General features: G+C 70.7%; 14 protein-coding genes. 5 read left to right on the forward strand and 9 right to left on the reverse strand.

Annotated features, from left to right (window positions below; all coding sequences use genetic code 11):
- The first annotated feature begins 58 nt into the window (after positions 1-58).
- From ACFYMU_RS13805 to ACFYMU_RS13820, 4 genes are all read left to right on the forward strand, one after another.
- Entirely contained in the window at positions 59-1,033 is a 975-nt protein-coding gene (locus ACFYMU_RS13805) for a tetratricopeptide repeat protein (RefSeq protein WP_388372371.1), read from the forward strand.
- 622 nt (positions 1,034-1,655) lie between these two features.
- Positions 1,656-2,291, forward strand: a complete 636-nt coding sequence (locus ACFYMU_RS13810; protein WP_388372373.1) for a DUF6230 family protein — start codon at positions 1,656-1,658, stop codon at positions 2,289-2,291.
- A gap of 114 nt (positions 2,292-2,405) precedes the next feature.
- Positions 2,406-2,954 (forward strand): DUF6114 domain-containing protein, encoded by a 549-nt coding sequence (locus tag ACFYMU_RS13815; protein WP_388372375.1) that lies wholly within the window; start codon positions 2,406-2,408, stop codon positions 2,952-2,954.
- Positions 2,944-4,242, forward strand: a complete 1,299-nt coding sequence (locus ACFYMU_RS13820) for a hypothetical protein (protein ID WP_388372377.1) — start codon at positions 2,944-2,946, stop codon at positions 4,240-4,242. The genes ACFYMU_RS13815 and ACFYMU_RS13820 overlap by 11 nt, the downstream gene beginning before the upstream one ends.
- A gap of 90 nt (positions 4,243-4,332) precedes the next feature.
- On the opposite strand, the gene pyk is transcribed toward ACFYMU_RS13820, so the two are convergent.
- The 3 genes from pyk to pta all read right to left on the reverse strand — a co-directional run bounded on the left by pyk (position 4,333) and on the right by pta (position 9,135).
- Positions 4,333-5,763, reverse strand: coding sequence for a pyruvate kinase (pyk, locus tag ACFYMU_RS13825; RefSeq protein ID WP_388372379.1), 1,431 nt, complete (start codon positions 5,761-5,763; stop codon positions 4,333-4,335).
- Positions 5,764-5,836: 73 nt separating this feature from the next.
- Complete coding sequence (locus tag ACFYMU_RS13830) at positions 5,837-7,048, reverse strand: acetate kinase (protein ID WP_388372381.1); 1,212 nt, start codon at positions 7,046-7,048, stop codon at positions 5,837-5,839.
- Positions 7,045-9,135 carry a phosphate acetyltransferase gene (pta, locus tag ACFYMU_RS13835; RefSeq protein WP_388372383.1) on the reverse strand — a complete coding sequence of 697 codons (2,091 nt, stop codon included), beginning with the start codon at positions 9,133-9,135 and terminating at the stop codon, positions 7,045-7,047. The genes ACFYMU_RS13830 and pta overlap by 4 nt, the downstream gene beginning before the upstream one ends.
- Positions 9,136-9,470: 335 nt before the next feature.
- Between pta and ACFYMU_RS13840 the strand changes: the two genes are divergently transcribed.
- Positions 9,471-10,496: an ATP-dependent 6-phosphofructokinase gene (locus tag ACFYMU_RS13840; RefSeq protein WP_388372385.1), complete on the forward strand. Its 1,026-nt coding sequence runs from the start codon at positions 9,471-9,473 to the stop codon at positions 10,494-10,496.
- A gap of 81 nt (positions 10,497-10,577) precedes the next feature.
- Here ACFYMU_RS13840 and ACFYMU_RS13845 read toward each other — a convergent pair whose 3' ends face one another.
- The 6 genes from ACFYMU_RS13845 to ACFYMU_RS13870 all read right to left on the reverse strand — a co-directional run bounded on the left by ACFYMU_RS13845 (position 10,578) and on the right by ACFYMU_RS13870 (position 17,236).
- Positions 10,578-11,291 (reverse strand): helix-turn-helix domain-containing protein, encoded by a 714-nt coding sequence (locus ACFYMU_RS13845; protein ID WP_388372387.1) that lies wholly within the window; start codon positions 11,289-11,291, stop codon positions 10,578-10,580.
- Between the two features lie 321 nt (positions 11,292-11,612).
- Positions 11,613-12,452: a carbohydrate ABC transporter permease gene (locus ACFYMU_RS13850; RefSeq protein WP_388372389.1), complete on the reverse strand. Its 840-nt coding sequence runs from the start codon at positions 12,450-12,452 to the stop codon at positions 11,613-11,615.
- 1 nt (position 12,453) lies between these two features.
- Positions 12,454-13,329 (reverse strand): carbohydrate ABC transporter permease, encoded by an 876-nt coding sequence (locus ACFYMU_RS13855; RefSeq protein WP_388372898.1) that lies wholly within the window; start codon positions 13,327-13,329, stop codon positions 12,454-12,456.
- 62 nt (positions 13,330-13,391) lie between these two features.
- Positions 13,392-14,786 (reverse strand): extracellular solute-binding protein, encoded by a 1,395-nt coding sequence (locus ACFYMU_RS13860; protein WP_388372391.1) that lies wholly within the window; start codon positions 14,784-14,786, stop codon positions 13,392-13,394.
- Positions 14,787-14,885: 99 nt separating this feature from the next.
- The gene (locus ACFYMU_RS13865; RefSeq protein ID WP_388372393.1) at positions 14,886-15,590 is read right to left on the reverse strand and encodes a response regulator; all 705 of its coding nucleotides are present in this window, start codon (positions 15,588-15,590) and stop codon (positions 14,886-14,888) included.
- Positions 15,587-17,236 (reverse strand): ATP-binding protein, encoded by a 1,650-nt coding sequence (locus tag ACFYMU_RS13870; RefSeq protein WP_388372395.1) that lies wholly within the window; start codon positions 17,234-17,236, stop codon positions 15,587-15,589. Before ACFYMU_RS13870 ends, ACFYMU_RS13865 begins: the two co-directional genes overlap by 4 nt.
- Between the last annotated feature and the right edge of the window lie 108 nt (positions 17,237-17,344).

Genomic DNA, 17,344 nt, shown 5'->3' on the forward strand with positions numbered 1-17,344 from the left:
GGTCGCGGCTTTCACAGCGCTTTTCACAGCGGCACGCGGAAGGGGGGAGGATGTACTCATGCAGCCACGGAACATGTCCATGAGCGGAGTCGTCGACCTCGCCGCGGTGAAGGCCGCCCAGGAGGCCAAGGCGAAGGCGGAGCAGGCGCGCGCCGAATCGGCCCGGCAGGGTGGGGGAGGGGCGGTCTCCCCGGCCGACCTCGTCATCGACGTCGACGAGGCGGGATTCGAGCGCGACGTCCTCCAGCAGTCCACGGAGGTGCCGGTCGTCATCGACTTCTGGGCCGAGTGGTGTCAGCCCTGCAAGCAGCTGAGCCCCGTCCTGGAGCGGCTGGCCGTCGAGTACAACGGCCGGTTCGTGCTCGCCAAGATCGACGTCGACGCCAACCAGATGCTGATGCAGCAGTTCGGTGTCCAGGGGATTCCGGCGGTCTTCGCCGTCGTCGCCGGGCAGGCGCTGCCCCTCTTCCAGGGTGCCGCCCCCGAGCAGCAGATCCGCGGGACCCTCGACCAGCTCGTCCAGGTCGCCGAGCAGCGCTTCGGGCTGACGGGTCTGGCGGTCGACCCCGACGCCGAGCCGGGCGCCGCCCCGGTGGCCCCCCGGGTCCCGGCGGGCCCCCACGACGCGGCCCTCGAAGCCGCCGTGCAGGCCCTGGACGCGGGCGACCTGGGCGGTGCCGTCCAGGCGTACAAGAACGTGCTGAGCGACGACCCGTCCAACACGGAGGCCAAGCTGGGCCTCGCCCAGGCCGAACTGCTCCAGCGGGCGCGCGACCTGGACCCGCAGCAGGTGCGCAAGGACGCCGCCGACAGGCCCGGTGACGTGCAGGCGCAGATCGCCGCGGCGGACCTGGACCTGGTGGGCGGACACGTGGAGGACGCGTTCGGGCGGCTCATCGAGACCGTGCAGCGCACGGCCGGGGAGGACCGGGACGCCGCACGGCTGCGGCTGCTGGAACTCTTCGAGGTGGTGGGCTCCGAGGACCCGCGGGTGGCCGTGGCGCGCCGGGCGCTCGCGCGGGCCCTGTTCTGACCAGTCGCTAAACGTCCGGGCTTGTGATGCCCAGGTGAAAGATTCGCTCAAAGAGACCCATGGCGGCCGCGCTTTACCAAATCTTGGTAATCGCGGCCGCTGTTACTTGGAGTAAGTCGAGGCCCTTCGGCTGGGGGATTCTGTCCCGACTTCAACTGTTTTGCCATCCCCTTTTGCGCCACGAAGAGTTGTCGGGCGAGACCAACGGGTCGTCAGTCGGTTATCCGGCCGTTACTAGCCAGTAACGAACCCCCTTGCGGGGGCGGCGAGAATGCACCACGATCGGCCACGCTCGGTCCAACGCCGTACCCGACAGCCAGCCGGGGCAACGGATCTTCGTGGGTCCCCACCGAGCAGGAGCCGGCGGCAGTGGCGCCGGGTCCTGGACAGGGGGGTCTCCGCCACGGCGGAGCCTGTCCGGCAGGTTGTGCGTGATGCGTGTCAGGCGCGACCAGTGGTTGTCGCTCGGGGGTGATCGCCGGTGATCTGGGGCGCAGTTCGCGCCTCCGAGCGCAGGCGCTCTCCTTCCCGAGGACGTAGCACTTCTCCCATCCCTGCCCGGCCAAGCCGCCGACCGGTAGCGAACCGGGGCCAGGCGATGTACGTCCGAGAAGGAGGAAATATGGAGTCCCAGGTGCGTGGCGGGACCAGATGGAAGCGGTTCGCTGTGGTCATGGTGCCCAGCGTCGCCGCGACGGCAGCGATAGGTGTCGCCCTCGCGCAGGGCGCGCTCGCCGCGTCGTTCAGCGTGTCGGGGCAGTCGTTCAAGGTGACGGCGGACCGGGTCGAGGGTACGGGCTTCTCGCAGTACGGAGCCCTTGACCAGGGGTACACCCTCGACGGCCAGAAGACGGTTCACCCGGTGGCGGTCTCGGCCTTCAAGTCCGCGACGCTCAAGAACATGTGCCAGTCGGTGGTCACCCCGAACATCCCGCTGCTCGGCTCCGTCAGCCTGAAGCTGACGGCGGGTACGGGTGACACGCCGGCAGAGGCCGACAACCTCTACATCGACGTGGCCGACCTCGCTGCCGATGCCACGTTCAAGAACATCGACATCGGCGTGGCCGCCAAGGACGCCAGCAAGGGTCCGGGCATGAAGGGCGGCGGCGAGCAGGCCAACCCGTTCGGGTTCGCCCAGCAGGCCGACTCGGTGACGCTGACCGACGTGAAGCAGACGGCGTGGGCGACCACCGCCGGCACCTTCAAGCTCAGCGGTCTCCACATGTCGCTGTCGACCGGTGTCAAGGAGTGCTACTAAGCACTCCCGGGGCGGGCGACCAGCCCTGCGGCCGGCTCGCCCGCCCCACCCCCTTCTTCCGCAGGCACCACCAGTACGTCCCCACAGCAACACCGTTCCAGGGAGCTGTTTTCCATGAGCGCCGAGTTGACCGGACAGAACGAGCACTACCTGACAGTCTTCCGGCGGAACTTCCGTGACTGGAGGGGCACGCGCCCCTTCTGGGCCGGTCTCTTCGTTCTGCTGAGCGGCTTCCCGATCATGTACTTCCCGTATGCGCACCTGCAGGTCGGGCATCTCACGCTGGCCATGGCCACCACCGCCGGGGCGGGGTCTCTCATCATCGGCGTGCTGCTGGTCGTGCTGGGCGTCAGCCTCTGGTTCCAGCGGCACGTACGGACCTTCGCGGGAGTCGCTTCGATCCTCCTGGGGCTGGTGTCCCTTCCGGTCTCCAACTTCGGCGGTTTCGTGATGGGCTTCCTGCTCGCCCTGATCGGCGGCGCGATGGCGGTCGCCTGGGTGCCGGGTGAGCCCGTGGCCGAGCCGGCCGAGCAGGCGGCCACCAAGCAGGACGATGCCGCCGAGCACGCGTCGACGGAAGCCGGGGACGCGGTGGGCGAACCGAACGATCTGTCAGGAACGAGCCCGGCCAACGGGGCGAACGGGAGGCACAGTGCCGGCTGACGAGGTGGCCCACGGGGCTGACGCGGACGCGTCCCGGGAGAGAACCGGGCCACGCCACGCGGCTCCCAGAAGGCCGCTGTTCACCAGGTTCCACGTGCCGGCCGGCAAGGCGATCGCCCTCGCGGCGATGCCGACCGCGGTCCTCATGGGCATGGGGTTCACACCGACGCTCGCCCAGGCCGACGACACCACGTCGTCGAAGAGCCTGACGGCGGACGAGTACCAGAAGTGCGTCCAGGCGCTGGACGGTTCCACGGCCACGCCCACGCCGTCCGCCTCGGCGAGCGCGTCCCAGTCCGCCGACACGGCGACGCCGACGCCCTCCGCCTCGGCGGACACGGCCCCGGCCAAGACCTCTTCGTCGGATTCAGGTTCCGGCGACAAGGCCGCGCCCGAGCCGTCCGCCTCCTCGACCACGTCCACGTCCTCCTCGAGTTCCTCGGGAACGTCGTCGAGCGGCGGTACGTCCACGCCGAGTCCGTCGGCGTCCGCGAGCGGCGGCAACCTGCTGACCGACCTCGGCAACGCGATCAAGGACGTCTTCACGCCCGGCGGCAGCTCGTCGCCGAGCGCGTCGGCCACGCCGTCGCCGTCCCCCTCGGCGACCGCGACCACGGGCACGGGCACGTCGTCCACCGTCACGGACACGACCAAGAAGGTCACCGACACGGTCAAGAACACCGTGAAGGACACGACGGACACGGCGACGAAGGCGGCGTCCGACGCCACCACCGCGGCGAGCGACGCCGTCAAGGCGGCCACCTCCGCGGCGACCGCGAGTCCGTCCCCGAGCTCCTCCACGTCGACGGCCGACTGCCCCACCGCCACCACCGACCAGGGCGGTGTCGAGAACACCGCGCCCCTGCCCGACGCCCCCTGGCACCTGCAGGCCAGCTCGCTGCTGCTCAAGGGCGCCGACTACCAGGGCATCGTCAAGGTGCGCACCGCCAACGGCACCGTCAAGAAGGTCCTGAAGTACGTGGTCTCCGGCGGCACCGACATCGGCGACCTGCACCAGCTCGTCGACGGCCAGAAGGGCGAGACCTACCACGTCCAGGCCGCCAAGGGCTCGACGTCCACCATCCGCGACGGCGACACGGTGATGTACACCGAGAGCATCTCCGGCAACCTGTTCGGTCTGATCCCGGTCACCTTCGACCCGGACAACCCGCCGCCGCTGAACATCCCGCTGATCTACTTCACGAAGGTGAACGTCACCCAGGCCGGCCAGTTCGGCGGGACGCTGCACGTGCCGGGCATGCACCTGTTCACCACCGGCGGGAACTGACCCCCCGTAAGACCCGTTCGGGAGCCGCACACGGTGAGGGCGCCCCCTGCACGCAGGGGGCGCCCTCGTCGTCGTACGGCGTCAGCGGTGTCAGTTGCGCTCGCCCTCGCCCAGGTGGTGGACGCGGACCATGTTGGTGGTACCGGGAACGCCGGGCGGGGAGCCGGCGGTGATGATCACGATGTCGCCCTCGTTGAACCGCTTGAGCTTGACCAGCTCCTGGTCGACCAGATCCACCATCTCGTCGGTGCCCGCCACGAACGGCGCGATGTACGACTCCACGCCCCAGCTCAGCGTCAGCTGGTTGCGGGTGGACTCGTCCGTGGTGAACGCCAGGATGGGCTGGCACGCCCGGTAGCGGCACAGCCGGCGGGCGGTGTCGCCGGACTGGGTGAAGGCCACCAGGCCCTTGCCGCCCAGGAAGTCCGCGATCTCACAGGCGGCACGGGCCACCGAACCGCCCTGCGTCCGCGGCTTCTTGCCCGGCACCAGCGGCTGGAGGCCCTTGGAGAGCAGTTCCTGCTCCGCCGCGACCACGATCTTCGACATCGTCTTGACCGTCTCGATCGGGAACGCGCCCACGCTGGACTCGGCCGACAGCATGACCGCGTCGGCGCCGTCCAGGATCGCGTTGGCCACGTCGGACGCCTCGGCGCGCGTCGGACGGGAGTTGGTGATCATCGACTCCATCATCTGGGTCGCCACGATCACCGGCTTGGCATTGCGGCGGCACAGCTCGATCAGCCGCTTCTGCACCATCGGGACCTTCTCGAGCGGGTACTCGACGGCCAGGTCGCCGCGGGCGACCATCACGCCGTCGAACGCCATCACGACGTCCTCCATGTTCTCCACCGCCTGCGGCTTCTCCACCTTGGCGATGACCGGGACGCGTCGGCCCTCCTCGTCCATGACGCGATGGACGTCCTTGACGTCGTCGGCGTCCCGCACGAAGGACAGCGCGACCATGTCGCAGCCCATGCGCAGCGCGAAGCGCAGGTCCTCCACGTCCTTCTCGGACAGCGCCGGCACGTTCACCGCGGCGCCGGGCAGGTTGATGCCCTTGTGATCGGAGATGACGCCGCCCTCGATGACGATCGTCCTGACCCGGGGACCCTCGACGTCCACGACCTTCAGCTCGACGTTGCCGTCGTTGATGAGGATCTGGTCGCCCTTGGAGACGTCGCCCGGCAGGCCCTTGTACGTCGTGCCGCAGATCGACCTGTCGCCCGGCACGTCCTCGACGGTGATGATGAACTCGTCACCGCGGACCAGCTCGACCGGGCCCTCCGCGAAGGTCTCCAGGCGGATCTTGGGGCCCTGGAGGTCGGCGAGGACACCGACGGCCCTGCCGGTCTCGGCGGCCGCGGACCGGACGCGGTCGTACCGCGCCTGGTGCTCTGCGTGCGTGCCGTGGCTGAAGTTGAAGCGGGCCACGTTCATGCCGGCCTCGATCAGCGCGACGAGCATGTCGTGGGAGTCGACCGCAGGGCCGAGGGTGCAGACGATTTTCGAACGGCGCATGGGGCGATCCTATCGGTTTGTTTCGCTACGGAATATTCCGTCGGGAGGAAGGTACAAAGGAGCAGGTTCGCGCTCAGGCGTCGCCCCCTCCGACCAGGGCGTAGGTCTGCGTGGCGATCTCCATCTCCTCGTCGGTCGGCACCACGGCGATCGCCACCCGCGCGTCCGGAGGCGAGATCAGCCGCGCCCCGCTGCCGCGGACGGCGTTCAGGTCGCCGTCGACCACGAGGCCCAGCTCCTCCAGGCCCGCGACGGCCGCCGCCCTTACGGGCGCCGCGTTCTCGCCCACACCGGCCGTGAAGGCGATCGCGTCCACCCGGCCGAGTACCGCGTAGTAGGCGCCGATGTACTTCTTCAGCCGGTGGATGTAGATGTCGAAGGCGAGGCGCGCCTGCTGGTCGCCCTCCTCGATCCGGCGGCAGATCTCCCGCATGTCGTTGTCGCCGCACAGACCGGTCAGTCCGCTCCTCGTGTTGAGGAGCGAGTCGATCTCGTCGACGGACATCCCGCCCACGCGCACCAGGTGGAAGACGACCGCGGGATCCACGTCGCCCGAGCGCGTCCCCATCACGAGTCCCTCCAGGGGGGTGAGCCCCATGGAGGTGTCCACGCACCGGCCGCCCCGCACCGCCGAGGCCGAGGCGCCGTTGCCGAGGTGCAGCACGATCAGGTTGACCTCCTCCGGCGCCCTGCCCAGCAGCTTCGCGGTCGCCCGGGACACATACGCGTGCGAGGTCCCGTGGAACCCGTAGCGCCGGACCCGGTGCCGGTCCGCGGTGCGCACGTCGATCGCGTACCGGGCCGCGGACTCCGGCATGGTCGTGTGGAACGCGGTGTCGAAGACGGCGACCTGCGGCAGGTCCGGGCGCAGCGCCATGGCCGTGCGGATCCCGGTGAGGTTGGCCGGGTTGTGCAGCGGCGCGACCGGGATCAGCCGCTCGATCTCGGCGAGCACGGTCGCGTCGACGACGGTGGGCCGGGTGAAGTGCTTGCCCCCGTGCACCACGCGGTGGCCGATCGCCGCCAGCTCCGGCGAGTCCAGTCCCAGCCCGTCCCTGGCGAGCTCCTCCGCGACGGCCTTGAGGGCGGCGTCGTGGTCGGCGACCGGCCCGCTCTGCTCACGGGTCGCGCCGGTGGTGAGCGTCGTGTGCCGCAACCGCGACGTCTGCTCGCCGATGCGCTCGACGATGCCCACGGCCAGCCGGCTGCTGTCACGCATGTCCAGCAGCTGGTACTTCACCGACGAGGAGCCGGAGTTGAGGACGAGGACGCGGGAGGGGCTCACTGGGCCGCCGCCTTCTCGGAGGAGGTCTGGGCCTGGATCGCCGTGATGGCGACGGTGTTGACGATGTCCTGGACGAGGGCGCCCCGGGACAGGTCGTTGACGGGCTTGCGCAGGCCCTGGAGGACCGGCCCGACGGCGATCGCGCCGGCCGAGCGCTGCACGGCCTTGTAGGTGTTGTTGCCGGTGTTGAGGTCCGGGAAGATCAGCACGGTCGCCTGCCCGGCCACGTCCGACTCCGGCAGCTTGGTCGCCGCGACGGTGGGCTCGACGGCGGCGTCGTACTGGATCGGCCCTTCGATCATGAGATCGCCGCGGCGCAGCCGTACCAGTTCGGTGGCCTCGCGCACCTTGTCGACGTCGGCGCCCGTGCCGGAGGTGCCGGTGGAGTACGACAGCATGGCGATCCGCGGCTCCACGCCGAACTGCCGGGCGGTGGTGGCCGACTGGATGGCGATGTCGGCCAGCTGCTCGGCGTCGGGGTCGGGGTTGACCGCGCAGTCGCCGTAGACGAGCACCTTGTCGGCGAGGCACATGAAGAAGACCGAGCTGACGATCTTCGCGTCCGGCCTGGTCTTGATGATCTCGAAGGCGGGCCGGATGGTGGCGGCCGTCGAGTGCACGGCACCGGACACCATGCCGTCGGCGAATCCCTCCTCGACCATGAGGGTGCCGAAGTACGTGGGGTCGCCGACCACGTCGTACGCCAGCTCGGCCGTGACGCCCTTGTGCGCACGCAGCCGGGCGTACTTCTCGGCGAAGGCTTCGCGCAGCTCGGAGGTGGCCGGGTCGATCAGTTGCGAGCCACCCAGGTCGATGCCGAGGTCGGCGGCCCTCTTGTGGATCTGCTCGACGGGCCCGAGCAGGGTCAGGTCGCAGACCCCGCGGCGCAGCAGCACCTCCGCGGCGTGCAGCACACGCTCCTCGGTGCCCTCGGGGAGCACGACCCGGCGCTTGTCGACGCGGGCCTGTTCGAGCAGCTGGTGCTCGAACATCATCGGCGTGACCCGGTCGCTGCTCGGGGCCGACACCCGCTTCAGCAGGCCGGTGGTGTCGACGTACCGCTCGAAGAGCCCGAGCGCCCGCTCCGCCTTGCGCGGCGTGGCCGCGGTCATCTTGCCCTCCAGGGCGAAGAGCTGCTCGGCGGTGGGGAAGCTGTTGGCGGGCACCGAGATCACCGGGGTGCCGGGGGCGAGGCGGGCGGCGAGGGTGAGGATCTCGTCGCCGGGCACCTCGTCCAGGGTGAGCAGGACGCCGGCGATCGGCGGGGTGCCGGCACTGTGCGCCGCCAGCGAGCCGATGACGAGGTCGGCGCGGTCACCCGGGGTCACCACCAGGCAGCCCGGGGTCAGCGCGTGCAGGAGGTTGGGCAGCATGGCGCCGCCGAAGACGAAGTCGAGGGCGTCGCGCGCCATCCCCGCGTCGTCACCGAGGACGACCCTGGCGCCGAGCACCTGAGTGATCTGGGCGACCGTGGGGGCCGAGAGCGCGGGATCGTCGGGCAGTACGTAACAGGGCACCGGGAGCCGGAAGTCGAGCCGCTCGGAGATCGCCTCCCGGTCCTGGGCGGCGACCCGGTTGACGACCATGGCGAGGACGTCGCAGCCGAGCCCGTCGTAGGCGCGGTAGGCGTTGCGGGTCTCGGCGCGCACGGCCTCGGCGCTCTGCTTCCGCCCGCCGACGACCGGGATGACGGACGCCCCGAACTCGTTGGCCAGCCGGGCGTTGAGGGACAACTCGTCCGGGAGCTGGGTGGCGGCGAAGTCGGTGCCCATCACGAGGACGACGTCGTAGTCGCGGGCCACGGCGTGGAACCGGTCGACGAGGACGGACACCAGCTCGTCCGTCCCGTGCTCGGACAGCAGCGTGGACGCCCGGTCGTAGTCCAGCCCGTGCACGCCGGCGGGGTCCTGGGAGAGCCGGTAGCGGGCGCGGAGCAGTTCGAAGAGGCGGTCGGGTCCGTCGTGGACGAGGGGGCGGAAGACCCCCACCCGGTCGACCTGCCGGGTCAACAGCTCCATCACTCCCAGCTCGACGATCTGGCGGCCGTCGCCCCTGTCGATCCCGGTCACGTACACGCTGCGCGTCACGCGGTGCTCTCCGTTCGTCTCTCGGTGGGCGGGCCGCCGCCGGGCGGACGGGCAGCCCCTGGGGTGCCGTATGCCCTGTTCACGGGCTGAGGGCGAGACTCGGGCGCGGTAGACCGACTCCGTGTGCGAGGGAGAGATCTGACACCCGAGAAGATCGCCCGCGAGGGTGAGCAGAACCCTCTTGACAATACCTCTCGGGCTGGTTAAGACGCCCGTCAGAACGCGGTCTCCGAGGACGGATCGGGGTGGATGGTGCGCAAGCGGCACCGGGCTGTGAGCCGTGAAACAATCGGACTGGCTCACCGGTATCAACAGCGGGCAGGAGACACAGCACGATGCGCATCGGAGTACTCACCGCAGGCGGCGACTGTCCGGGCCTGAACGCAGTGATCCGGTCGGTCGTACACCGGGCGGTCGTGCAGTACGGCGACGAGGTGATCGGCTTCGAGGACGGCTACCGCGGCCTGCTCGACGGCCACTACCGCACCCTCGACCTGGACGCCGTCAGCGGCATCCTGGCCCGCGGCGGCACCATCCTCGGTTCCTCCCGGCTGGAGCGCGACCGCCTGCGCGAGGCGTGCGCGAGCGGAGCCGACAGCATCCGCTCCTTCGGCATCGACGCGCTCATCCCGATCGGCGGCGAGGGCACGCTGACCGCGGCCCGGATGCTGTCGGACGTGGGCCTGCCCGTCGTCGGCGTCCCGAAGACGATCGACAACGACATCTCCTCCACCGACCGCACCTTCGGCTTCGACACGGCCGTCATGGTCGCCACCGAGGCGATGGACCGCCTCAAGACGACCGCCGAGTCGCACCAGCGGGTCATGGTCGTCGAGGTCATGGGCCGGCACGCGGGCTGGATCGCGCTGGAGTCCGGTATGGCGGCCGGCGCCCACGGCATCTGCCTGCCGGAGCGCCCCTTCGACCCGGCCGACCTGGTCAAGATGGTCGAGGAGCGCTTCGCCCGGGGCAAGAAGTTCGCGGTCGTCTGCGTCGCCGAGGGCGCGCACCCCGCCGAGGGCACCATGGACTACGGCAAGGGCGAGATCGACCAGTACGGCCACGAGCGCTTCCGGGGCATCGGCACGGCGCTGGCCTTCGAGCTGGAGAGGCGGCTCGGCAAGGAGGCCAGGCCGGTCATCCTCGGCCACGTCCAGCGCGGCGGCACGCCGACCGCCTACGACCGGGTGCTCGCGACCCGCTTCGGCTGGCACGCGATCGAGGCGGCGCACCGCGGGGAGTTCGGCAGGATGACCGCCCTGCGCGGCACCGAGGTGCTGATGGTGCCGCTGGCGGAGGCGGTGACCGAACTGAAGACGGTGCCCAGGGACCGCATGGACGAGGCCGAGTCGGTTTTTTAGGCCCTGCCGTTCGGGTCAGGCCGGCTGTGGGTCCCGGCGCCTTCCGGCCGACCCGAGCGGGGTCCGGTGCGCGGCGCCTCGTCAGTAGGCGTTCCTCTCGACCGTCGACCAGAAGTTCTCGATGATGCGGTCGAGGTAGTCCCGGCCGGCCTCACTGGAGCCGGGCGCGGTGGCCACGGTGCCCCAGCTGAGCGTGGCGACCGTCCGCCCGTGGTAGTCGGCGTGCATCTCCTCGAGGACGTCCTCGAGCAGCGACCGCTCCAGGGGCAGCATCTTGCCGACGGGGCGGACGTACCCGCTCCAGCGCGAGGTGACCGCGCTGCGCAGCAGTTCGGCGAGCCTGACGGCGCGGCCGGTCACGGTGACGAAGTCGGGCAGGGACAGGCCGAGCACTTCGCCGAGGGCGGTGGACTGGCGGTCGTTGCCGCGCCATGTGCCGGTCTCCTCCATCTCCAGGTAGGTGAGCAGTTCGAGTCCCACGGCGTGGGCGACGTCCTCCGGTGTGAGCCCCCGGGCGAGGCGATGCTCCCTCAGCGTGCGGGGCGGGCCGGCGAGTTCGCCCGGGGAGCACCACAACACGCCTGCCAGCGCGATGAGTTCGGGCGTGCTGGGGGCGGCGGTGGCCTGCTCCCAGGCCATCACGAGGTCGCGGGTCACATGGGGCAGTCCGTACGAGGAGCGCATGCCGTACGCGACGTGCTCGGGCCCCATGCCGAGCGCTCTGCGCAGTCTGCGGGCGGCCGGGGCGTTGAACGGGGGGGTGGGCTTCTGGGCCTGCGGTCGGTGCACGCGCACAAGCTATGGGCGGGTGACGGTCCTGACTACGTTCTGTTCGGCCACACTCACGGAGTGTGGGAATGTACCGTTTGAGCTGGGACGCGGTGGTCGCCGGAGGGGGGCCGGCCTCCCTCCGGCCGCCCCGGAGAGTGTCGGTGGCCGCGTTCTCGGGCTTTCGGTCCGGGAGTTGACCGGGGAATATGCATCCCTATGTGCACAAGCGTCTGCACATGCCCAGGGCCGTCGGCGGGCCCGGGTGCCGACACCGCGCGGCCCGCGCGCCGCAGACCCGTGACGCGAGTAACCGGCGGCGCAATCCGAACGCTCCGTGGCCCGGTCTCACCCCTTGACGGCCCCGCCCAGCGCGAACCCTCCGCCCAGCCGCCGTGCCACGAGCACGTACAGCAGGATCACAGGCGTCGAGTAGATCACCGAGAAGGCGGCCAACTGCCCGTACGCCACCATTCCCCGGTTCCCGAAGAACTCGTTGATGCTGACCGACGCGGGCATCTGATCCGGCGTCAGCAGCAGCATGAAGGGGACGAAGAAGTTCCCCCACATCATCACGAACGAGAACACCGTCACCACGGCCACGCCCGGCCCCATCAGCGGCAGCACGATCCGGGCCAGTGACTGCAGCGACGACGCCCCGTCGGTCCACGCCGCCTCCTCCAGTTCCTTCGGCACGCCGTCCATGAAGTTCTTCATCAGCCAGATGGCGAAGGGGAGCTGCGACGCGGCGAAGAAGAAGACCGTCCCCTGCACCGTGTCGATCAGGTTCACCTGGACGAAGAGCGCGTACACCGGCACCATGACCGCCGTGACCGGCAGACTCGTCGCGAACAGGATCGTCAGCAGGAACGGCCGGTTCAGACGGGACCTGAACCGGGACAGCGGGTAGGCCGCGAGGGCCGCGCACACGACGGTCAGCAGCGTCCCCCCGCCGCACAGGACCAGGCTGTTCAGCAGGGGCGTGAAGGTGATGTCGGGCGTCAGGACCGCGTCGAAGTTGCCCAGCGTCACACCGTCCGGAGCCGTCACCCGCAGATCGGCGTGCGCGTCCACCGACGACAGCACCACCCACACCAGCGGAAGGGCGAACCCGGCCGCCGCCACCAGCAGCCCGGCATCCGCGGCCAGCCTCCGGCCCGTGCGGCGGGAGGCGGGGGTGGACCTCATGTCACACCTCCGTCCGCAGCAGCCGCATGTACACGACCGAGAACAGGGAGCCCACCAGCAGGAGCAGCAGCGCCACCGCCGTCCCGTATCCGATCATGGAGTTCTGGAACGCCTGCTCGTACATGAAGAGGGGGAGCGTCTGGCTGCGGTGTCCCGGGCCGCCCCTCGTCATCACCCAGATCAGTCCGAACACCGACAGCGTCTGCAGGGTGTTCAGCATCAGGTTCGTGCCGATGGAGCGGCGGATCATCGGCAACGTGATGTGCCACAGGCGGCGCCATCCGCCCGCGCCGTCCACCTCGGCGGCCTCGGTGATCTCCTGCGGGATCTCGCCCAGGGCCGCCGAGTACACCAGCATCGAGAACGCCGTCCCCCGCCACACGTTCGCGAACGACACCGCCAGGATCGGGAGGGTGAACAACCAGTTCTGCCGCGGGAGACGCAGCCAGTCCAGGACGGCGTTCAAGGTGCCCTCGCGACGGAAGAAGGCGTACAGCAGAAAGCCCGCGACCACTTCGGGCAGCACCCAGGCCGTGATCACGATCCCGCCCGTCAGGGTGCGGACCGGTCTCGACGCCCGCCGCATCAGCGAGGCCAGCGCCAGCCCCAGCGTGTTCTGGCCGACGAGCGAGGACAGCACCGTGAACACCAGCGTCAGCCGGACCGCGTTGCGGAACTCCTCGTCCCGGAAGGCCGTGCGGAAGTTCGCCAGGCCCACGAACGAGGCATGGGCCTGGCCCGTGAGCTGCAGGTCCGTGAAGGCGATGTAGGCGCAGTACGCGATCGGGCCCGCCAGGAAGAGCAGCAGAAGGACCAGGGCGGGGGCGACGGGCAGCGCGCGGACCAGGGACCGGCGCACCCTGCCCCGGCGCGGCACGGCCGGCCCCGCCCCGGTCGGGCGGTCCGGCGCCGGCCGCCGGACCGCCCTCGTACCGGCAGTCACTTCTCGGTCACCTGGCCGCCGGTGGCCGCCCTGAGGGCGTCGTCGTACCCGCGCGCCGCCTCCTCCACCGACGCGTCACCCGTCGTGACGCTCTCCATGGCCTCCTGGACGGCCGTGGAGACCCTGGGGTACGCCGGGAACGCCGGGCGGTAGTGCGTGCTGCCCACCAGGCCCGTGAAGAACGCGATGCCGGGCTGGGCCTTCACGTAGGACGGGTCCGACGCCACGTCCTTGCGTACCGCGATGCCCGAGTTGGCGATGTACCACTTCCGGGCGTTCTCCTTGGTCTGCATCGTCCGGATGAACGTGAAGGCGAGGTCGGGGTGGGCGGCCTTCGCCGGGATCGACCAGGTCCAGCCGCCGGACATGCTCACCTTCCCCGGGGCCTGACCGTGCTGGGTCGGCATGTACGCCAGGCCCAGCGCCTTCGACCACCCGGGCCACTCGTGGCCGCTGCCCGGCAGCCAGTCCTGGGGGAGCCAGGATCCGTCGAGGTCGATGGCCAGCCTGCCCTTGGGGAGCATCTCGCCGCGCACGATCGTCTGGACGTTGGGGTCGAGGGCCTGGGAGACGTCCGTGCCCAGCTTCTCCCGGTACACGGTGCGGAGGAAACCGAGCGCGTCCTCGAAGCCCCGGCTCCCGGCGATCCACTTCTTCGTGGACCTGTCGTACAGGGGGTCGGAGGTGCCGTCACCCGTGCCGTAGAGCAGCATCTCGAAGCCCTGCATGGTGGCGGCCTCGCCGGCCGGTTTGCCCGTGTAGATGTTGAGAGGCGTGACGCCGGGGACCCTGCGTCTGACGGTGCGGGCGGCGGTGAGGATGTCGTCCCAGGTCCTGGGCTGCCAGTCGGCGGGCAGACCGGCCTTCGCGAAGATGCCCTTGTCGAACCAGAGCCCCCGGGTGTCGGTGCCGTCGGGGACGCCGTACGTCCTGCCGTCCTCCGCCTTCGCCGCCGCCTTCGCGGTGTCGATGAACTGGTCCCAGTCCTTCCACTCGGCGAGGTACGGGTCGAGGGGTTCGAGATAGCCGCTGGTGATGTCCGAGTTGATGAGGAAGGTGTCCTCGTAGACCAGGTCGGGGGCGGTCCTGGGGGAGCGGAGCATCTGCTGCAGCTTGGCGTAGTACTCCGAGTCCGGGGCCTTGACGGGGACGAGCTCGACCTTCTTGCCGGGATTCTCCTTCTCGAACTGCTTCTTGACGCCGGCGAGGTAGTCGTCCATGACGTGGATCGAGTTGTCCGTCGACTGCTTGAAGGAGACCCGGACGGTGTTCGGGCCGCTGCCGGAACCGCCGCCGCAGGCGCTGAGCGCCGGGGCGGCGAGCGATACGGCGACGAGGGCGCAGACTAAGGACGATGGACGGAAGCGGGCGGCGGTGGGGCGCACGGGCACGACCTCCTACTGGCCTACGTCGTTGTGGCCGAGACGGCTGCCCGGTGAACGTAGAGGAGTGGTCTAGTCAGGTCAATGCGTGTGCACCACCGGTTTCGGTCATCGCGAAAGCGAAGCACCGCCGGCGGCTCCCCGCACCCACCGGTACACCAACTCGGGCCGCCCCACCTGTCCGTAGAGCGGACTGCGTCCGGCCCGCCCGGCCTCGACCAGGTGCTCCAGATAACGGCGGGCCGTGATCCTGGAGATCCCCACCGCCTCGGCGACCCCGGCCGCCGTCAGCCCTTCCGCCGAGTCCCGCACCGCACAGGTCACCCGCTCCAGGGTGGGGGCGCTCAGCCCCTTGGGCAGTGCCGCGGGGCCCGGCGCCCGCAACGCCGCGAGCGCCCGGTCCACCTCGTCCTGACCGCTCGCCTCGCCCGCCGCCGCGCGGAACTCCGCGTACCGCACCAGCCGGTCCCGCAACGTCCCGAACGTGAAGGGCTTGAGCACGTACTGCACCACGCCCAGCGAGACGCCCTCGCGGACCACCGCCAGATCCCGCGCCGAGGTCACCGCGATGACGTCCGTGTGACAGCCGGCCGCCCGCAGCGACCGCGCCAGCTGCAGGCCGTGCCCGTCCGGCAGATGCAGGTCCAGCAGGAGCAGGTCCACCGGGGTGCGGTCGAGCATCCGCCGCGCCTCCGCACCCGTGTGCACCTTCCCGACCGCCGTGAAGCCCGGGACGCGGCCGACGTACATCAGGTGCGCGTCCGCGGCGACCGGGTCGTCCTCCACGACGAGGACGCGGATGGGCTCGTTCATGCGTCACCTCCGGACAGGGCGGCCCCGGCCCCCGGCGGAGCCGGTTCCACCGCGGGCAGCGGCACCCGCGCCTCGAACCGCGCCCCGCCCCCGGCCGCCTTCGACACCGTCAGCGTGCCACGGTGGCGGCGCACCGTCTGCCGGACCAGGGCCAGGCCCAGGCCGCGGCCGCCGGGTCCGGCCGCGGCCTTCGTCGACCAGCCGCGCTCGAACACCGCCTCCGCGTGCGCCGGGTCCACCCCGTCGCCGGTGTCGGACACGCGCAGGACCAGGTCCGCCCCCTCCGAGTACGCCGTCACGGTCACCCGGGCGCCCGCCGAACCCCTGGCCGCGTCCACCGCGTTGTCGATCAGGTTGCCGAGGATCGTCACCAGGTCCCGGGCCGGCAGCGACGCCGGCAGCAGGCCGTCGTCGATGCGGCTCTCCTGCGACACCACCAGCTCCACCCCCTGCTCGTTCGCCTGCGCCGCCTTGCCGAGCAGCAGGGCCGCCAGCACCGGCTCGTCGACCGCGGCGACCACCTGGTCCGTCAGGGCCTGCGCCAGCTCCAGTTCGGCCGTGGCGAATCCGGCGGCCTCGTCCGCGCGGCCCAGTTCGATCAGCGAGACCACGGTGTGCAGGCGGTTCGCCGCCTCGTGCGCCTGCGAGCGCAGCGCCTGGGTGAAGCCGCGCTCCGAGTTCAACTCGCCCGTCACCGCCTGTAGTTCCGTCACATCCCGGAGGGTGACCACGGTGCCCCGGCGCTCGCCGCCGGAGACGGGGGAGGTGTTGACGACCAGCACGCGGGCCGCCGTGAGGTGCACCTCGTCCACCCGGGGCTCGGAGGCCAGCAGCGTGCCCGTCAGCGGGGCCGGCAGGCCCAGCTCCGCCACCGAGCGGCCCACCACCTCGCCGGTCACGCCCAGCAGTTCCCGGCCGCCGTCGTTGATCAACGCCACCCGGTAGCGGCCGTCGAGCATCAGCAGGCCCTCGCGCACGGCGTGCAGCGCGGCCTGGTGGTAGTCGTGCATGCGGCTGAGTTCCGTCGCGTTCATGCCGTGCGTGGAGCGGCGCAGCCGGGCGTTGATCACGTAGGTGCCGATGCCGCCCAGGACCAGCGCGCCGCCCGCGACGCCGGCCATGGCCGTCACCTGGTCCTGGAGCCGGGCCGAGACGGTTCGCACCTTGATGCCCGCACTGACGAGGCCGACGATCCGGCCGCCGTCCCGGATGGGCGTGACCGCGCGGACGGAGGGCCCCAGCGTGCCGGTGTACGTCTCGGTGAAGGACTCGCCCCTGAGCGCCTGGGCGGTGTGGCCGAGGAAGTGCTCGCCGATCCGCGCGGGATCGGGATGGGTCCAGCGGATGCCCCGCGGATCCATGATCGTGACGAAGTCCACCCCCGTGTGCCGCTGCACCGCGGTGGCGTACGGCTGGAGCGTCCGCGTCGGGTCCTCGGTCCGGATCGCCTCCCGCACCGACGGGGCGTCCGCGACCGAGCGGGCCACCGCCATCGTCTGGCGGCCGGCCGCGTCCTGCGCCTGGCGGCGGTCGCTGAGGTACGAGAAGAGGGCGTACCCGGCGACGAGCACCGCGATCAGCACGGCCTGCATCGCGAAGAGCTGGCCGGCGAGACTGCGGGGTCTCGTGAGGTGGGGCGCGCGCATGCGTTCAGTCTGCCTCGGCATATAAGCGTGAACTAAATGAACGGAAGGGTGACCGCCCTCACAGGGCGGGAGATAGTCACCGCATCCCCCGGACGTGAGCCGCACGCC

This window comes from Streptomyces sp. NPDC007264 (assembly GCF_042869095.1).
Taxonomy (GTDB): Bacteria; Actinomycetota; Actinomycetes; order Streptomycetales; family Streptomycetaceae; genus Streptomyces.

What these genes read in the sequence shown, in the direction of transcription:
- ACFYMU_RS13840 (WP_388372385.1), top strand. Translation starts at nt 9,471, where the DNA reads ATGCGCATCGGAGTACTCACCGCAGGCGGCGACTGTCCGGGCCTGAAC.
- ACFYMU_RS13805 (WP_388372371.1), top strand. Translation starts at nt 59, where the DNA reads ATGCAGCCACGGAACATGTCCATGAGCGGAGTCGTCGACCTCGCCGCG.
- ACFYMU_RS13810 (WP_388372373.1), top strand. Translation starts at nt 1,656, where the DNA reads ATGGAGTCCCAGGTGCGTGGCGGGACCAGATGGAAGCGGTTCGCTGTG.
- ACFYMU_RS13865 (WP_388372393.1), bottom strand. Translation starts at nt 15,590, where the DNA reads ATGAACGAGCCCATCCGCGTCCTCGTCGTGGAGGACGACCCGGTCGCC.
- pyk (WP_388372379.1), bottom strand. Translation starts at nt 5,763, where the DNA reads ATGCGCCGTTCGAAAATCGTCTGCACCCTCGGCCCTGCGGTCGACTCC.
- ACFYMU_RS13850 (WP_388372389.1), bottom strand. Translation starts at nt 12,452, where the DNA reads ATGAGGTCCACCCCCGCCTCCCGCCGCACGGGCCGGAGGCTGGCCGCG.
- ACFYMU_RS13815 (WP_388372375.1), top strand. Translation starts at nt 2,406, where the DNA reads ATGAGCGCCGAGTTGACCGGACAGAACGAGCACTACCTGACAGTCTTC.
- ACFYMU_RS13870 (WP_388372395.1), bottom strand. Translation starts at nt 17,236, where the DNA reads ATGCGCGCGCCCCACCTCACGAGACCCCGCAGTCTCGCCGGCCAGCTC.